Raw genomic sequence first — 17,302 nt, 5'->3', positions numbered from 1 at the left:
CGTCGCACACGACCCCTTTCGGTGCCCGCGAGTCCGGCCCGTGCACTCGCTCGACGATCCGCCCCCGGTCACTCCGCGGCGAGCAGTGCCCGGTGCCCGCCGAGGAACGCCGCTGCCCTGGTGACCAGCCTCCGCATCAAACTCAGGGCAGCTCGAACGGCAGCGACACTTCCGCGTGGACGCGGCACCGGTCGCACGTGTCGGTGCCGTCCACCGCGGCCACCGCGCGACGGATGAGCTCCTTGAACGGCGTGAGGTTGCGCTTGAACTCGGCGAACACGTCGACGGCGTGCACTCCCTCGCCTTCTTCCAGACCGGCGTCCAGGTCGGTCACGAGCGCCACGGCGGCGTAGCACATCTCGAGTTCGCGGGCGAGCACCGCTTCCGGGTGGCCGGTCATGTTCACCAGTTCCCAGCCCTGCGCGGCGAACCACCGGCTCTCGGCGCGGGTGGAGAAGCGCGGGCCCTCGACCACCACCATCGTGGCCGCGTGCATCATGTGCAGCTCGTCGGACTGGGCCTTGATGGCGGCGGCGCGCAGCTCCTCGCAGTACGGGTCGGCGAAGGACACGTGGATGCCGCCGCCGTCGAAGTAGGTCTGCGAGCGACCGGAAGTCCGGTCGACCAGCTGATCCGGCACCGCGACCGTGCCAGGTCCCCAGTCCGCCCGCAGGCTGCCGACGGCGCAGGGCGCGAAGATGCGACGCACGCCCAGCGAGCGCAGGGCCCACAAATTGGCCCGGTAGGGCAAGGTGTGCGGCGCGAACTCGTGGTTCTTGCCGTGGCGCGGCAAGAACGCCACCGGCCTGCCCTCGACCTCTCCGACGGCGATTCCGGCGCTCGGGGAACCATAAGGTGTCTCGACCTCGACAGTGGTCGCCTCGTTGTCGAAGAAATCGTAGAAGCCGCTGCCGCCGATGACGGCGAGCGCGGGCCGAGGGTGCGAACTCATAGATCCAATTGTCTCGTCCCCGCGCCGGCGGTCGTGCGCCGGGATCCGCGTTACCCTGCTTCCGTGGCGGCCCCGAGGCTGCTCACGGACCGGTCGACGCCGTCGTCAGCCGCCGGACCTGACAAGACGACCCGATAGCTGTACCCTAGGGGGGTATTAATCCGGTTCCGGCGACCGGCAGGCAGCGAGGAGACATCGGTGGCGGATTCCCCCCACGACCACACGGCGGGCGACCACGCCGCGCACGGCTACATCACCGCCAAGGACGACTACCTCAAGCGGCTGCGACGCATCGAGGGCCAGGCCCGCGGTCTGCAGCGGATGGTCGAGGAGGAGAAGTACTGCATCGACATCCTCACCCAGGTCTCCGCCATGACCAAAGCCCTGCAAGCGGTGGCGATGGGCCTGCTCGAGGACCACATCAGCCACTGCGTGGTGGACGCCGCCGTCGCGGGCGGCCCGGAAGCGGAAGCCAAGATCAAGGAGGCCACCGACGCCATCGCCCGCTTGGTCCGGTCCTGACGCGGCTAACCGTGCCAGCGGCGATAGACCGCCGCTGCGCCCGGGTGCAGCGGGATGGGCCCGGTGCTGATCAGCGACCGGCCGTCGAGGAATTGGGTGCCCGCCGCTTCGGTGGGCACGAGTGCGTCGGCGTGCCAGACCAGCAGTTCGACGATCGAAGCGGCCACCTCGTCGGGCATGCCGACCGCGGCGAGCAGCAGATTCGCCACCCCGATGGTGTGCACCGCGGCACCGCCCGGATAGGCGTCCGCGGGGATCGCGACCCGGTCGTACACCGGCCCGAACAGCTCTCGCATCGGCGTGGCCAGTTCGCCCATGTCCACCAGCCGCATCCGGCTCGGCACCGCGAGCAGGGCGGTCGGCACACCGCCCGCCCACAAGAGCGCATCGGCTTCGCCCGCGTCGAGGGCAGCTACCGCTGCTGACAAGGGCCGATGGGCGATCGCCACGTCGGCGCCCGGGTCGAGTCCAGCGACGCGCAGGATCCGTTCGCCGGTGAGGGCCGCACCCGATCCCTCCGCACCCAGGCTCACTCGCGTCCCGCGCAGATCCGCCACCGAACCGATCGCGCTGTCCGAGCGCACGACCAACTGCAGGTAGTTCTCGTAGACCCGCCCCAGCGCGAACACCTGACCGGCACTGTCGCGGACGGAATCCGCGAGCGTGAGCGCGGCATCGACCTCACCGCGCGCGAGCAACGCCAGATTGGCTTGCGAGCCCGAGGTGGTGATCCGCTCGATCCGCACGTCTCCGAGGTCAGCGGCGGCCAGACCCAGCAACCCCGCGAAGGCGTGATAGAAACCGCCTACCTCACCGGAAGCCAATCGCACGGTGGCGCCCCGATCGCCCGGCGCGCACCCCGCGACACCCGCCGCGACGGCCAGCGCGAGAAAAGCGCGCCGGCCGATGCCGCGCCGGACGATCGGTTCCCGGCCGGTCATCGGGCCTCCGCCGCCGGCAATCGCACGGTCACCGCGAGGCCGTGCGGACGTACCGCCGCCACGGTGAGCACGCCGCCGCGGGCCTGCGCCAACGCCGCGGCGATCGGCAGGCCCAGCCCGGAGCCACCGGCCCCGGCGGACGATCCGCGGAAGAAACGCGTGGTCAGCTTGTCTATTTCGGTGGGGGGAACACCGATGCCGTCGTCGCGGACGGTCACCGTGACCCAGCCCGGCTCGGTCGTGACGATCAGCTCGACACGCGCACCCACCCCCGCGTAGCGCGTCGCGTTGCTCAACGGTACGTCGAGGATTTGCGCGAGCACGTCGGCCGGAACCGCGACTTCGGCGTGCTCGCTCGCGGCACTACCGGTGTCGACCGCATCGCCCAGCGTCGCCGCGCGAGCCGTCGCGGGCGCCACCCGCAGCTCCTGTCCGGCCGCCACGAACGCCGAGCACCAGGCGTCGAAGCGGTCGGCCACCACCTGCACGGCGTCGCACTGGTCGTCGCCCTCGGTGGTGCGCGCGAGGTCGAATGCCGCGGGCGTCTCGGCGACGGCCAGCGTGAGCAGGCCGTCGAGCAGTGCGGTGAGCCGGTCGACCTCGGCGCCCGCGCCGCGGAAGGTGCCCGCCGCGCTCGCCGGGATCGCGGGTTCCAGGGAGTCGAGGCGGATGGTCAACGCCGCCAGCGGGTTGCGCATCGCGTGCGCGGTGTCGGCGACCAGCTGACGTTGCGCGTCCGCCGAATCGGCCACGGCCAACGCCATGGCGTCGAAGGATTCCGCCAACGCGCGCATCTCCGGCGGCCCCCCGTAGCGTCCCGCGATCGATACCGGAGCGACAGTGTCGGCGCGCGGTTTGGGCAGTGCCGCGGTCAACTCCGCCACACCGTGCGACAGCGCCGCCAACGGCCGCAGCACCCAGCGGCCGATCGTCACCGCCAGCAGCACGAACAGACCCATCGCGACGACGCCGCCGAGCACGATCATCGCCCAGGTCCGCGCGATGTCGCCCCGGGCACGTGCGGTGGACGCCTCGATCACCACGGCTCCGTTCACCTGCACGCCGGTTCCGACCGGCCGCGCCACCAGCATGGTCCGCGCGCCCCACGGCGTCAGTTTGTCCGCCGCGTGCGGGCGCTGGTTGCGGCGCGCGGCCGCCACCGCCGCGATGATGCCGGCATCGTCCACGTCCGCCCCCGCGTTCACGGTCGTCGCGCCCGTGGCGTCGACCACGAGCACGTTGTCGCCGTACAACTCGTGATAGCGAAGCACCTCGTCGGCCAGCGCTCGGCTGTCCCCGGCGGTGACGGCGTTGTCCGCCAGGGTGGCGAAGCGATCGGCGTCTCCAGAGCGCGCCAGCACCAGCTGCTGGGTGCGGCTGGTGGCGACGGTCAGCGACAGCGGGACCGCGAAGCCGAGCACCGCGATGGCCGCGAACAGCGTCAGCGCGACGAGCAGGCGACGCCGCATGGCCTACCTCCGGCCCACCGGACCGTGCTCACTGCCCCCACCGGTATCCGTATCCGCGGATGGTGGTGATCAGGCCGGGCCGGTTGAGTTTCGCCCGCAAGCCGGTCATGTGCACGTCCAGCGAACGCGAGACCGCGACGAAGGCGTCACCCCAGATGCGGTCCATCAACTGCTGGCGGCTCACCGCCGCACCGGGCCGTTCCACCAGCGCCTCGACCAACTCGAACTCCTTCTGGGTCAGCGACACCGGCTCCCCGGCCACCTCCACCACGCGGGCGCCCAGATCGACCCGCACATCACCGGTGACGATCACCGACTGCGCCTGCCGCGCCGCTGCGGCCGCTCGCCTGGCGACGGTCTCCAGCCGCGCGACCAGTTCGGCGATCCGAGGCGGCTTCACCAGATAGTCGTCGGCGCCCCCGCGCAGACCCCGCACGATCGAGCGCTCGTCGCTGCGGGCGGTCAGGATCAGCACCGGAACCGAACTCACCTCGCGCAGCCGGCGCAGCACCTGCAGACCGTCGCCGTCGGGCAGTCCGAGGTCGAGGATCACCGCGTCGTAGTCGCGGTGGGCGATCAGCAGATCCGCGCCGCGGCGCTTGCGTTCGGCGCGGTACCCGCGGGCGTTGAGCGCTTCGACCAGCGCGTCTCCCACGCCGTCGTCGTCCTCGACCACCGCAAGCCGCACGCGCCGATCCTCCCACAGCGGGCGGATCGGCGCGTGTGCCGGTCGGTCAGTCACGCACGGTGACCATCGGCCGTCCCGGCCCGGCATCGGCGGGCTCGGCCGCGTCGATCGCCGACGAGGCCGAGGTCTCCCGCATGAAGTAGTAGGTGATCAGCGAGATGGCGATGCAGCCCGCGACATAGAAGAAGAACACCGCTTCGAGGTCCGCTTTCTTCAGTGCAAGCGCGATCAGCTCGGCAGTACCGCCGAAGATGGCGACGGTCAGCGCATAGGGAAGCCCGACGCCGAGCGCACGGATTTTCGTCGGGAACAATTCGGCCTTCACGATCGCGTTGATCGACGTGTAGCCGGTGACGATTACCAACGCCGCCATCATCAGGCCCCACGCGGCGATCGGATTGGTGGTGTGCGCGAGCAGCCCCATGATGGGAACGGTCAGCAGCGTTCCTGTCACGCCGAAGAAGATCAACAACTTGCGGCGGCCGATGCGGTCGGACAGGCCGCCTGCCAGCGGCTGCAGCACCACGAAGACCAACAGCGCGAGGAAGTTGATCCACGCCACCGTCGGCTTGGCGATGCCACTGGTGTAGACCATGAACTTCTGGATGTACGTGGTGAAGGTGTAGAACGCCACGGTGCCGCCGAGCGTCAAACCGACGACCAACAGGCACTCGCGCGGATACTGCAGCAGCACGCGGAACGAGCCGCGCGCCTCACCGGACTTCTCGCCGTGCGCTGCTTGCGCGCGGAACGATTCCGACTCGTCCATCCCGCGCCGCAGCACCATGACCACGATCGCGCCACCCGCACCGATCAAGAACGGAATCCGCCATCCCCACGCGTGCATCTGATCCGACGTCAGCGCCTGTTGCAAGATGATCTGTACGCCGAGAGCGGTCAGCTGCCCGGCTACCAGTGTCACGTACTGAAAACTGGAATAGAATCCGCGCCGTCCCACCGAGGCCACTTCGGACAGGTAGGTGGCACTCGTCGCGTATTCGCCGCCCACCGAAAGCCCCTGTAGCAACCGAGCGATCAACAGGATCATCGGTGCCGCCAGACCGATGGTCTGATAGCCGGGTGTCACGGCGATCAGCAGCGACCCCGCCGCCATCACCGTCACCGACAGCGTCAGCGCCGAGCGCCGCCCGAATCGGTCCGCATACCATCCGAGCGCCCAACCCCCGAGCGGGCGCATGAGAAAGCCGACCGAGAACACCGCCGCAGTAGACAGCAGTTGCGCGACCGGATCACCCTTGGGAAAGAACACTTGGGCGAAATACAGGCCGAAAGCCGTGTAGACATACCAGTCGTACCACTCGACCAGATTGCCGATGGAGCCGCGCAAAACGTTCGCGACCACCCGGCGCTCGCCCACGGGCTGTGTCGTAGTCACAAGATCTCCTTCTCCGACGCCTCATCACGTCGTCGCAGATCAGTGTGTCGACAGTCACATGCGTACGGAATGGCTCTCGCGGCTTCCTAACAATCCCTTAGGACGATCGGAAAACAGATCCGGCCCCCGGCGCGAGGCCGGGGGCCGGAGAAGCTTCCGTCGGACCGGTCAGGATCGTTCGGTCAGCAGCGGGGCGAGGGTTCGCAGCGCGGGGAGGTAGTTGTCGCCGAGGATCTGCACCGCGACGTGATCGGCGCCCGCGTCCAGGTGTTCGACCAGCCGGTCGGCGATCCGCTCCGGTGTGCCGTGCGCGATGACGGCGTCGAATAGGCGATCACCGGGCGGAACGGTGAGGTCGGCGTCGGTGAAGCCGAACCGGCGCAGATTCGACACATAGTTGGTCAGGCCCAGGTAGAACCCGACGGTCTCGTCGGCGACGGTGTGCGCCGCGCGGGCGTCATCGGTCAGCACCACCTTGTGCTCGGTCGCCACCAGTGCGTCCGGCCCGACGATCTCGCGGGCCTTCGCGGTGTGTGCCGAGGGCACGAAGTAGGGCAGCGCGCCCAGGGACCGCTCGGCGGCCAGCTTCAACACGCGCGGGCCGAGCGCGGCCACCGCGCGGCGCTGCGCGGGTACTCCCGCGGCGTCGAGGTCATCGAGATACTCGACCAGCGCGTCGTACGGCTTGCGGTACTCGCCGGTGTGCTCCGGGTGGCCCGCACCGATGCCGAGCAGGAACCGCCCGGGGAAACGCGCCTCGATCCGATGGAACGAATCGGCCACTTCCTTCGCGGGCGCCGCCCAGATGTTGACGATGCTGGTGGCCACGGTGATCGTTTCGGTCGCCTCGAGCAGCGGTTCCACCACTGCCAGATCGGCCGGGGGTGAGGCCCCCAGCCACAGCGCGCCGTAGCCCAGCTGCTCCAATTCCCGTGCGTCCGCTGGGCTGAACCCGTTGAACGCCCGCCACACTCCGAACCGTCCGAGACTGTCGAATGCCATGTCCCGAGCCAACACGTGCCCGGAGGCGGCTATTCCGGCTCCGCGGATCTTCCGCTTGCCAACCCTGTCAGGTCGACGCTCTCCCGATTACCGAGGGCTACTGTGGCTATTGCACAGCTATCGGCGCCCGCCGCTGTGGCGGTCGCCACCACTAGGAGATGGAGGTGATTGCTGTGCTTCGATTTGATCCATTCCACGACATCGACACCGTCGCCCGCCAATTGCTGGGTGAGAGCGCCGGCACCGGACGCGCACCACGATTCATGCCGATGGATCTGTTCAAAGCGGGAGATCACTACGTCTTGAACGCAGACCTGCCCGGCGTCGACCCCGGCTCGATCGACGTCAGCGTCGACAACGGCACGCTCACCCTGCGGGCGCAACGCACCGTGCCGAGCGAGGAAGGCGTCCAGTGGATCGCCTCGGAACGCTTCGCGGGCACCTTCATGCGCCAGGTGTCCCTCGGCGAGAATGTCGACGTCGAGAACATCAGCGCGACCTACAACAACGGCGTGCTGTCGGTGACGATCCCCATCGCGGAGCGGGCGAAGCCGCGCCGCATCCAGATCTCCGGGGCGTCCCAGGAACCGAGGACCATCGAAGCGCAATCGAGCCGGTCCGGGCAGATGTCGCCGACGCAGCAGGAACAGAGTCAGCAGCCAGGACAGTCGCAGCAGCAATATCCGCAGTCGTCGAAGTAACCGTGCCGCTACCCGCACCCACCCACGGGTGCGGGTAGTCCGCCGACGTCCTCACTCGCCGCAACAACCTCCGCCCGGAACCGGAACCGACCGCATCTCGCGTGTCTGCGCGTTGCGTGCGGCGAGTTCTTCGTCGGCGGGGTAGTCGACGCCGATCAGGCTCAAACCATGTGCGGGCGCGACGGTGACCGAACTGGAACGCTCCGTCTCCCGCAACAGATCGCCCACCCATTCCGGTGCGCGCCGCCCCTCGCCGACGGCGAGGACCGCGCCGACCAGGCTGCGAACCATCGACCAGCAGAACGCGTCGGCGCTGACGTAGGCGACCAGCAGATCGCCGTCGCGCACCCAATCGAAGCGCTGCAACTCCCGGACCGTCGTCGCACCCTCCCTGCGCCGGCAGAACGCGGCGAAGTTGTGCAGCCCCAGCAGCTTTCGTGAAGCCACCCGCATGGCTTCGACATCGACGCCGGATCGGCAGGCGACCACACTGCGGGCGTGCAGCGGCTCGGCCCCGTACGGCGCGGTGGTCAACCGATAGGCGTAGTGGCGGCGGACTGCGGAAAAACGGGCGTCGAACTCCGGCGCGGCCGGTCCGGCCTGCTTGATCCGCACGTCCTTCGGCAGGAATCGCGCCATCCGGTGCACCAGTTTTCCCGCGTCCAGTTCGCCGGAGGTGTCGAAATGCGCGACTTGGCCCTCGGCGTGCACGCCCGCGTCCGTCCGCCCCGCCACGGTCAGCTGGATCGGCTCGCGGAACACCTTGCTCAGCGCGTCCTCCAGCACACCCTGCACGGTGCGCAAACCGGGCTGGCGGGCCCAGCCGATGAAATCCGTGCCGTCGTAGGCGATGTCCAGCCGCACCCGGACCCGCGACGACTCGGGTACGCCCGGCGCGTCCACGCGCGGCCGGTCCGGCATCGATTCCTCCACGGTCACATGATCCCCTGGTCGAAACGAACGAGCCCGCCGACCCAGTTCGGGTGGCGGGCTCGTGCGCGAACTCCGACGCTCAGCGTCAGGCGTCCTTCTTGTCCTCGGCGGCCTCGTCGGCAGCCGGAGCCTCGGCCTCGGCAGCGGCCTCGTCGGACTGCGCCTCGACGACCTCGGCGGCCGGAGCCTCCTCCGTCTTCTTCGACGCGGCCACACGACGAGCGCGATCGGCCTCGTTGGTCACGGTCTTCTCCCGGACCAGCTCGATGATCGCCATCGGCGCGTTGTCACCCTTACGCGGCAGCGTCTTGGTGATGCGGGTGTAGCCACCCTCGCGCCCCTCGAACGACGGGCCGATCTGCGCGAACAGTTCGTGCACGACGTCCTTGTTGCGGATCACCTTCAGCACCTCGCGACGGTCGGCCAGGGTGCCGCCCTTCGCCTTGGTGATCAGCTTCTCCGCGTAGGGACGCACGGCCTTGGCCTTGGCCTCGGTGGTGGTGATCCGGCCGTGCTCGAAGAGCGCCGTGGCCAGATTCGCGAAGATCGCCTTCTGGTGCGACGCCGACCCGCCGAAGCGGGCACCCTTCTTGGGCTTGGGCATTGTGGTGTTCTCCTGTGTCTTTTTGCGGCGCTCCCGGCGCCCTGCGTGGTTACGCTCTGCTACCGCCTCCGGGCGCGTCGCTCACGCCGCGGGTACGAGGCCGGGCCGGGGCGCCTACCCCGGCGGCCTAGAGCTGTTCGGTCTCGGCGTAGTCCTGCTCGCCGCCATCGGTGTCGCTGAACGTGCCGCTGTCGCTCCACGTGCCGGTGCTCGCGTCGTAGCCGACCACGCTGGACGGATCGAACGACGCCGGGCTGTCCTTCAGCGAGAGGCCCAGCGCGTGCAGCTTGACCTTGACCTCGTCGATGGACTTCTGGCCGAAGTTGCGAATGTCCAGCAGATCCGACTCGGTGCGGGCGACCAGCTCGCCGACGGTGTGCACACCCTCGCGCTTGAGGCAGTTGTAGGACCGGACGGTGAGGTCCAGGTCCTCGATCGGCAGGCCGAACGAGGCGATGTGGTCCGCCTCGGCCGGCGAGGGGCCGATCTCGATGCCCTCGGCTTCGACGTTCAGCTCACGGGCCAGGCCGAAGAGCTCGACCAGGGTCTTGCCCGCCGAGGCGAGCGCGTCCCGCGCGCTGATGGAGTTCTTCGTCTCCACGTCCAGGATGAGCCGGTCGAAGTCGGTGCGCTGCTCGACGCGGGTGGCCTCGACCTTGTAGGTCACCTTGAGCACCGGCGAGTAGATCGAATCCACCGGGATCCGGCCGATTTCCGCGCCGGACGCCTTGTTCTGCACGGCGGGGACGTAGCCGCGACCGCGCTCGACGACGAGCTCGATCTCCAGCTTGCCCTTGTCGTTCAGGGTCGCGATGTGCATGTCCGGGTTGTGCACCACGACGCCGCTGGGCGGGACGATGTCACCGGCGGTGACGGTGCCCGGGCCCTGCTTGCGCACGTACATCGTGACCGGCTCGTCCTCCTCCGAGGACACGACCAGGCCCTTGAGGTTCAGGATGATGTCGGTGACATCCTCCTTCACGCCCGGGACAGTGGTGAACTCGTGCAGGACACCGTCGATGCGGATGCTGGTGACCGCCGCCCCCGGAATCGAGGACAGCAGGGTACGCCGCAGCGAGTTGCCGAGGGTGTAACCGAAGCCCGGCTCGAGCGGTTCGATGGTGAACTTCGAGCGGTTCTCGGCGACGACCTCTTCGGTCAGCGTCGGACGCTGTGAAATCAGCATGGGGATCATCCTCCTTTTTGGGCGCCCGCTATTTGACGCCTCGTCTCAGGGGTTGTGCGTGGCCGCCCATCCAGAGCGACCACGCACCAGCAGCACGTGTGCCGTGTTACTTCGAGTAGTACTCGACGATCAGCTGTTCCTGCAGCGGCACATCGATCTGGGCGCGCTCCGGCAACTGGTGGACCAGGATCCGCAGCCGGCCCGGGATCACCTGCAGCCAGCCCGGGACCGGACGGTCGCCGATGGTCTCGCGGGCCACCTGGAACGGCAGGGTGCCCAGCGACTTCTCCTTGACATCGATGATGTCGTACTGGGTGACCTGGAAGCTGGGAACGTCGACCTTCTTGTTGTTCACCAGGAAGTGGCCGTGCGAGACCAGCTGGCGAGCCTGCCGGCGGGTACGCGCCAGACCGGCGCGGTACACGACGTTGTCCAGGCGGGTCTCGAGCAGACGCAGCAGGTTGTCACCGGTCTTGCCCTTGAGGCGGTTGGCCTCTTCGTAGTACCGGCGGAACTGCTTCTCCATGACGCCGTAGGAGAAGCGGGCCTTCTGCTTCTCCTGCAGCTGGAGCAGGTACTCGCTCTCCTTGATCCGCGCGCGGCCGTGCTGGCCGGGCGGGTAGGGGCGACGCTCGAACGCCTGGTCGCCGCCGACGAGGTCGACGCGCAGACGGCGCGACTTGCGGGTGATAGGGCCTGTGTAACGAGCCATTGTTCGTTATTCCTTTCCCGCTAGACGCGACGCCGCTTGGGCGGACGGCAGCCGTTGTGCGGCTGCGGGGTGACATCGGAGATCGTGCCCACCTCGAGGCCGGCGGCCTGCAGCGAGCGGATCGCGGTCTCGCGGCCCGAACCGGGGCCCTTCACGAACACGTCGACCTTCTTGACGCCGTGCTCCTGCGCCTTGCGGGCGGCGTTCTCGGCGGCGAGCTGCGCGGCGAACGGGGTCGACTTGCGCGAGCCCTTGAAGCCGACGTGACCCGACGACGCCCAGGAGATGACGTTGCCGTTCGGGTCGGTGATCGACACGATCGTGTTGTTGAACGTGCTCTTGATGTGCGCGTTGCCGTGCGGGACGTTCTTCTTGTCCCTGCGACGCGACTTCTGGGTCTTCTTCGGGCCCGCGGCCCGACTCTTCGGAGGCATCGGTTATCCCTACTTCTTCTTGCCGGCGACGGTGCGCTTCGGGCCCTTGCGGGTGCGCGCGTTGGTCTTGGTGCGCTGGCCACGCACGGGCAGGCCACGACGGTGGCGCAGACCCTGGTAGCAGCCGATCTCGATCTTGCGGCGAATATCGGCCTGCACCTCGCGGCGCAGGTCACCCTCGACCTTGAACTCCGAAGCCTCGATGTAGTCACGCAGCTTCGTCAGATCGTCGTCGCTGAGATCCTTCGAACGCAGGTCCGGGCTGACGCCGGTGGCCTCGAGGATCTCCTTGGAGCGGGTACGGCCAATGCCGAAAATGTAGGTCAGTGCGATCTCCATGCGCTTCTCGCGCGGGAGGTCGACGCCCATGAGACGTGCCATCTGGCAGTTTCCTTAATCGTTGCGGAGGTCTGCTCCCTGTCCGTCCCCTCGTCGTGGTGGGGCACCGGCCTCCGAACCGGTGGTAGGCGCACACGCCCCAGGGCGAACCCTGATTTCCGCAGCGTGCGGCTGGTGCTGGGAGTTCTTCTTGCCAATCCGAACTGCGGTTCGGTGCTTGGCTGGTGTCGCGTCGAGCGGCGCCTTCGGCAAGCCTCGGGCGGGTGGGACGAGGTCGCCCTCGTCTTCGCTCAGCCCTGGCGCTGCTTGTGGCGCAGGTTGTCGCAGATCACCATGACCCGGCCGTGACGGCGGATCACCTTGCACTTCTCGCAGATCTTCTTGACGCTCGGCTGAACCTTCACGTCCGTCCAATCTGTTGTGGTTCACAGGGGTGTGAACACAGTTTTTCCCCAGTCGGCGACTGGGGAAGCTCTGAGGTGAGTCTTTCGACTCGGCCCCGGCTCGCGCCGGGACTGCCGGGTCGCACCGATGCGATCGCGGCGGGCGCGATCACTTGTAGCGGTATACGATCCGGCCACGCGACAGGTCGTAGGGCGAGAGCTCGACGACCACACGGTCCTCGGGGAGGATGCGAATGTAGTGCTGCCGCATCTTCCCGCTGATGTGCGCGAGAACCTTGTGCCCGTTCTCGAGCTCGATCCGGAACATCGCATTGGGCAGCGGCTCGACAACTCGACCCTCGACCTCGATGGCCCCGTCTTTCTTCGCCATGTCCTCCGCGATCCCGGTTACGCTCAACCTGGTTTGTTTGCCTGATCTGCTCGAATGGATCGGTCGCCGGAGCGGACCGCTCGCACACAAACAGGCGGCGCGTAGGTGCACCGCCGCTCCAGCTTACCGATCCGTTCCGGATCGGGCAAAAATGCCTCCCTGTATACCCGCGTCGCCAGGGGTTTCGCAGCCGACTTCCCACCCGTGGCAGGCATCGGACGCTGTGCCGCGACGGCCCCTGGTTGTCGCGTAAACTGGCCGCTGTCCAGGTATTTGGGTCGAACGGATCGAGGGGGACGCGTGAGCCGGCGCAGCGAGCGGGGCACCGGCGGAGGCGCTCCTCGGTCGGGTCGAAGCGAGCGGCAGGGAGGCGAGGCCGTGAGTAAGCGTAGCGAGCGAGTCACCGGCAGAGCACTCCTGGTCACGACCGAGCCGAGCGGCGGCGAGGGCAGTCGTGAGTCGTAGCAATGACGGCCTGCCGATGCTGCCGCCGTGGCTGTCGGAGAGCGACGTCGGCCAGAGCGGCTACGAGGCGCCGGTACAGAACCTCCCGCACGACGAACTGATCGAGGACACCCCCAACCGCAGGCGCGGCCGTTTCAAGAACCGAGCGCCCGAGGCGGAACGGCCGGAGGCCGCACGTCCGGAGAAGCGCCGCAAGGGCTGGCGCCGCGACAAGCACGACGAGCCCTCCGACGAGGAACAGCGGCAGAACGAGGCGAACCGCGCGCCCGCGCCGGGTCCGGACGAGCCCGCACCCGGCCCGTTCGCAGGGGAGTCCTGGCAGCAGCAACCCGGCTACGACCGGCCGGCGCCGGCGCAGGGCAGCCAGTGGCAAGCGCCGCCCCAGCACCACAGCGCTCCCCAGCACGGTCTGCCCACCCGCAACCCGTCGCAGCCCTCACCCGGTTTCCAGCCGCTGGGCAGCAGGTCCGCGGACCCGGCCGCCCCGAACGACCGGCAAGCGGGCAGGCCGGATCTCCCGCCACCGCCGCCCCGGCAACAGGCCGACGAGCTGCCCACTCCAGCGCCAGGCGGCGAGCACGCCCGGCCGCCACGCGGCGAAAGCGCACCCGGCCGCCCTCCGGCCGGACCGAAGCACAGCGGTTGGCCGTCCACCGGCAATCCCCGGCTCGACGCCGCGCTGTCGGCAGTGCTCCCGAACCACTGGCCGGCCCCGCCGGCACCCGGCCAGGCCGCTGCACCGGCGGCTCCGGGCCCGGCCCGACACGAGACAGCCCACCCGGGTAGCGGGTCTCCTGGGTTGTCGCCCACCGGCCCGACCCAAACGTGGCCCACCGGCGACCGCCCGGCAGGTGCGACCGGCGCCGACACGTCCGGTCCGCTGCCCGGTCACCCTGCGACGTCCCCCTCCGGCCCGGGTCACGCGGCACGGCAGAGCGGACACCCGTCGACGCCGACCGGCGCACAGTTCACGCCACCAGCAGACACCACCCCCGCAACACCGACCACCGGCCCAGACACAGCCGGAACAACCAGCACCAACCACACGGCACGGCAGAGCGGGCACACACCCGCGCCGACCGGCACACAGTTCACGCCACCAACAGACACCACCCCCGCAACACCGACCACCGGCCCAGACACAGCCGGAACAACCGGCACCGACCACACGGCACGGCAGAGCGGACCCTCGACCTCGGACGCGCAGGTCGCGCCCCTGCCCGGCAGTGACCCGGCGGCGCCGACCACCCGCCCCGGTCCAGCCGGAACACCGACCGGCGTGAGCGGGCCGGCGCAGCAGACCGCACCTGGACCGAGCCTTTCACCGACCGGCGGAGCGTCGGCCGAGACGCCGAGCGCTGCCGCGGAGCACCACACGTGGCAAGGCGGCCCGCTGCCGACCGGCGCGCTTCCCCCATCGTCGACCGCGCCCAGCTCCGCAGTCGGCGGCGGACCGGCGGCTGGGGCGCCGACCGCGGAGGAGCACACGGGGTGGCAGGCATCCGATCCCCGGATCGAGCAAGGTGCAGCGGACCCGAGCCGCGAACGGCCCGGCTTCCCCGCCGACGAGCAGACCCGGCGATTCGGCGAACCCACATCCACGCCCGGCGAGAAGAACTCGGCGTCCGAGGAAGCGGCCGGGTTCGGGCAGGCCGGAAGCCACGGGGCCACGTCGGCCGCAGCGTCACCCGGCGGCGAGAACTCGGCCGGGCAACCGCACGGCGGGAACACCGCTGCCGCGCCGATCTCTGACGCGCCGCAGGTTCAGCAGCCGACCACATCAGCAGCCGGTCCCGCCCCAACCACGAGCGGCACCACACCTTCGCCGGATGCCTCCCAAAGTTCGCGCGCCGACCATTCGGCAGCGTCGGCGACAGACACCGGCAGCGGCACACCACCGGTCGAAGGCAGCCTGCCACCACACGACGACCATCAGGCATCGCCTACAACCGGCACCACCACGACAGGCGACACCCACCCCACACCGCACAGCGACCATCAAGCATCGCCCACCCCCAGCACCACCACGACAGGCGACACCCACCCCACACCGCAGGTCGACGATCAGGCATCGGCAGCTCAGACCGCCGCATCGGATTCCGCCGTGGTGAGTTCCGATGGTCCGCCACCGTGGCTCGCCGCATCGCGGTCCGAGCAGGCCGAGGCATCCGTGACGGACGCGCCCCGCCGACTGCCGCCGCTGCCCGACCCGCCTGCGCCGCGCGAGCGGCCGCAGGGCGGCGTTCCCGCACCGGCACAGGACGAGCACCGCCCGCCGACGCGCGGCGCGGATGGTCCGCCGCCCTGGCTCGGACACGCCGCACCGCCGGAAACCGGACGGCCGCACCAGTTCGCGCCGCATGACGCCGCCGCACAGGCCGATCGGGCACCCGCCGACTCGGCGCCGGTACCCGCCGATCGACCACCGGCAGCGCACCCGCGACTCGTGGACCATGGCGCTGGGGAACCGACCGCCGCGACTGGACCGCACCGTGAACAGGGCGCCGTCCTCGTGCCGCCCGCGCCCCACGGCGGCTTCGCGACCGGTGCTGCGCCTACCGCAGCCCCTGCGTCGGATCCCGCCGCGCCGTCGGCTGGGCCCGGCTCGGTGGACGCGGCTCGCGCGCAACAAGATGCGGGGATCCCGACGCCCGGTTGGACCAGCGCGAACGACGTCGGCGCTGCGCCGGCGCGCACCGTCGGTGGACGGCACCGGCTCTCCGCCGACCCGAACGACCGGTCGGCTCCGCACGCGTCGACCGAGCAAGCACCGCACTTCGATCAGCAGCCGGTTCCGCCGCAAGGTGCGGATCCGGCCTACAGCGTGGACGGCCCGCAGCCTGGACCCCAAGCCGCGAGCGGTATGAACACCGGTCACGCAACGCAATTCGCCGGCTTCCAGATGCAGGCGGCCGCTCCACACGCCCCCGTCGACCAGTGGAGCAATGCCGCTGCCCCCGAATCCGGCCCGGTAGCACCGCATTCCGGGCCACGGCCGTATCCCGCCGAGCAGCGAGTCGCGGGGCAACCCCCTCCACAGTGGGGCACTCCGTCCGGCTATGCCCAGCCGCCGGGCGCGCAGTTCCAGCAGCCCTCCTCGGACTACCCCCAGCCGCCCGCGCAGCATCCGGGCGCACAGTTCCAGGAGCCCTCCTCGGACTACCCCCAGCCGCCCGCGCAGCATCCGGGCGCACCGCAGTTCCAGCAGCCTTCGCTGGACAATGTGCCACTGCGCCGGGCCAAGAAGGCACCGGCGGGATCCGGGTGGCGCAAGGCGGTGCACCACGTGTCCGGCGGCGCGATCAACCCCGGCATGTCCGCCGAGGAACGCAGGTTGCAAGAACTGGTCGCGCGGATCAGGCAACCCGTCCGCGGCGACTACCGGATCGCGGTGCTCTCACTCAAGGGTGGTGTCGGGAAGACCACCACCACAATGGGTCTCGGCTCCACTTTCGCCTCCATCCGAGGCGACCGGGTGATCGCCGTCGACGCCAATCCCGACTTCGGCACACTGTCGCAGCGGGTGCCGTTGCAGACTCGCTCCACCGTGCGCGACCTGCTCCTGGATTCCACCATCCAGCGCTATTCGGATGTGCGCAGGCACACTTCGCAGGCGACCAGCCGCCTGGAAGTGCTTGCCAGCGAACGTGACCCAGCCGCGTCGGAGGCGTTCAGCGAAGACGAGTACCGCGCGGTCGCCCGGATCCTGCAGCGGTTCTACAACATCATCCTCACCGACTGCGGCACCGGGCTCATGCATTCGGCGATGGCGGGTGTGCTGGACCTAGCCCATTCGCTGGTGCTGATCTCCTCCCCCGCGATCGATGGAGCCCGCAGCGCCGCAGCGACTTTGGACTGGTTGTCGCTGCACGGCCACGACCACTTGGTCCGCAACGCGGTGGTGGTGATCAACTCGCCGCGGGCCGGATCACCGAATGTCGGTATCCAGCAACTACGGGAGTACTTCCTGTCCCGGTGCCGCGCGGTGCACATCATCCCGTTCGACCCGCACATGTCCGAAGGCGCCGAAATCGATCTGCATCGGCTGCACAAGCAGACCAAGCGGGCCTACGTCGAGCTGGCCGCTACCGTCGCGGACGACTTCGCCACCGATCACCGTCGCTACCGACCCTGACACCCGCCGGGCAGTGGCCCGGCGGGCAAGGGGGCGAACGGATCAGCCG

The 17,302-nt window shown here is 69.4% G+C and carries 16 protein-coding genes and 1 pseudogene; 3 read left to right on the top strand and 14 right to left on the bottom strand.

Translation table 11 applies throughout. The features are described 5' to 3' along the window. Nucleotides 1-142 precede the first annotated feature (142 nt). Nucleotides 143-952 (bottom strand): S-methyl-5'-thioadenosine phosphorylase, encoded by an 810-nt coding sequence (locus ACWEKR_RS16830; RefSeq protein WP_452355214.1) that lies wholly within the window; start codon nt 950-952, stop codon nt 143-145. A gap of 198 nt (nt 953-1,150) precedes the next feature. Here ACWEKR_RS16830 and ACWEKR_RS16825 point away from each other — a divergent pair, with 198 nt between their 5' ends. Next, nucleotides 1,151-1,474 (top strand): metal-sensitive transcriptional regulator, encoded by a 324-nt coding sequence (locus ACWEKR_RS16825; RefSeq protein ID WP_195084603.1) that lies wholly within the window; start codon nt 1,151-1,153, stop codon nt 1,472-1,474. 5 nt (nt 1,475-1,479) lie between these two features. On the opposite strand, the gene ACWEKR_RS16820 is transcribed toward ACWEKR_RS16825, so the two are convergent. The 5 genes from ACWEKR_RS16820 to ACWEKR_RS16800 all read right to left on the bottom strand — a co-directional run bounded on the left by ACWEKR_RS16820 (nt 1,480) and on the right by ACWEKR_RS16800 (nt 6,970). Next, on the bottom strand, nt 1,480-2,415 hold the full coding sequence (locus tag ACWEKR_RS16820) for a TAXI family TRAP transporter solute-binding subunit (RefSeq protein WP_452355213.1): 936 nt from the start codon (nt 2,413-2,415) through the stop codon (nt 1,480-1,482). Continuing rightward, on the bottom strand, nt 2,412-3,884 hold the full coding sequence (locus ACWEKR_RS16815; protein ID WP_452355212.1) for a sensor histidine kinase: 1,473 nt from the start codon (nt 3,882-3,884) through the stop codon (nt 2,412-2,414). Before ACWEKR_RS16815 ends, ACWEKR_RS16820 begins: the two co-directional genes overlap by 4 nt. A gap of 28 nt (nt 3,885-3,912) precedes the next feature. Further along, the gene (locus ACWEKR_RS16810; protein WP_159839700.1) at nt 3,913-4,572 is read right to left on the bottom strand and encodes a response regulator transcription factor; all 660 of its coding nucleotides are present in this window, start codon (nt 4,570-4,572) and stop codon (nt 3,913-3,915) included. A gap of 46 nt (nt 4,573-4,618) precedes the next feature. Beyond that, nucleotides 4,619-5,968, bottom strand: coding sequence for an MFS transporter (locus tag ACWEKR_RS16805; protein ID WP_452355211.1), 1,350 nt, complete (start codon nt 5,966-5,968; stop codon nt 4,619-4,621). A gap of 168 nt (nt 5,969-6,136) precedes the next feature. After that, entirely contained in the window at nt 6,137-6,970 is an 834-nt protein-coding gene (locus tag ACWEKR_RS16800) for an LLM class F420-dependent oxidoreductase (RefSeq protein WP_452355210.1), read from the bottom strand. Between the two features lie 173 nt (nt 6,971-7,143). Between ACWEKR_RS16800 and ACWEKR_RS16795 the strand changes: the two are divergent. Further along, nucleotides 7,144-7,575, top strand: a pseudogene (locus ACWEKR_RS16795) (Hsp20/alpha crystallin family protein); the annotation flags it as partial. Nucleotides 7,576-7,722: 147 nt separating this feature from the next. Here ACWEKR_RS16795 and truA read toward each other — a convergent pair. The 8 genes from truA to infA all read right to left on the bottom strand — a co-directional run bounded on the left by truA (nt 7,723) and on the right by infA (nt 12,653). Then, nucleotides 7,723-8,592, bottom strand: a complete 870-nt coding sequence (truA, locus tag ACWEKR_RS16790; protein ID WP_452355328.1) for a tRNA pseudouridine(38-40) synthase TruA — start codon at nt 8,590-8,592, stop codon at nt 7,723-7,725. A 97-nt stretch (nt 8,593-8,689) separates the two neighbouring features. Beyond that, a complete protein-coding gene (rplQ, locus tag ACWEKR_RS16785; RefSeq protein WP_452355209.1) occupies nt 8,690-9,208 on the bottom strand; it encodes a 50S ribosomal protein L17 in 519 nt (172 codons plus the stop codon). A 127-nt stretch (nt 9,209-9,335) separates the two neighbouring features. Continuing rightward, entirely contained in the window at nt 9,336-10,394 is a 1,059-nt protein-coding gene (locus tag ACWEKR_RS16780; protein WP_039796155.1) for a DNA-directed RNA polymerase subunit alpha, read from the bottom strand. 106 nt (nt 10,395-10,500) lie between these two features. Next, nucleotides 10,501-11,106, bottom strand: coding sequence for a 30S ribosomal protein S4 (gene rpsD, locus ACWEKR_RS16775; protein WP_452355208.1), 606 nt, complete (start codon nt 11,104-11,106; stop codon nt 10,501-10,503). A 20-nt stretch (nt 11,107-11,126) separates the two neighbouring features. Further along, entirely contained in the window at nt 11,127-11,540 is a 414-nt protein-coding gene (gene rpsK / locus ACWEKR_RS16770) for a 30S ribosomal protein S11 (protein ID WP_039795647.1), read from the bottom strand. Between the two features lie 9 nt (nt 11,541-11,549). After that, entirely contained in the window at nt 11,550-11,921 is a 372-nt protein-coding gene (gene rpsM, locus ACWEKR_RS16765) for a 30S ribosomal protein S13 (protein WP_039795645.1), read from the bottom strand. 248 nt (nt 11,922-12,169) lie between these two features. Continuing rightward, nucleotides 12,170-12,283 carry a 50S ribosomal protein L36 gene (gene rpmJ, locus ACWEKR_RS16760; protein ID WP_011207363.1) on the bottom strand — a complete coding sequence of 38 codons (114 nt, stop codon included), beginning with the start codon at nt 12,281-12,283 and terminating at the stop codon, nt 12,170-12,172. Between the two features lie 148 nt (nt 12,284-12,431). Further along, nucleotides 12,432-12,653 (bottom strand): translation initiation factor IF-1, encoded by a 222-nt coding sequence (gene infA, locus ACWEKR_RS16755; RefSeq protein ID WP_003418601.1) that lies wholly within the window; start codon nt 12,651-12,653, stop codon nt 12,432-12,434. Between the two features lie 3,328 nt (nt 12,654-15,981). Between infA and ACWEKR_RS16750 the strand changes: the two genes are divergently transcribed. Beyond that, a complete protein-coding gene (locus ACWEKR_RS16750; protein WP_452355327.1) occupies nt 15,982-17,253 on the top strand; it encodes a nucleotide-binding protein in 1,272 nt (423 codons plus the stop codon). The last annotated feature ends 49 nt before the right edge of the window (nt 17,254-17,302 follow it).

This window comes from Nocardia sp. NPDC004573 (genome assembly GCF_053602135.1).
Note: the sequence above shows the minus strand (reverse complement) of the source record. Positions and strands in the feature narration are given on the sequence as shown.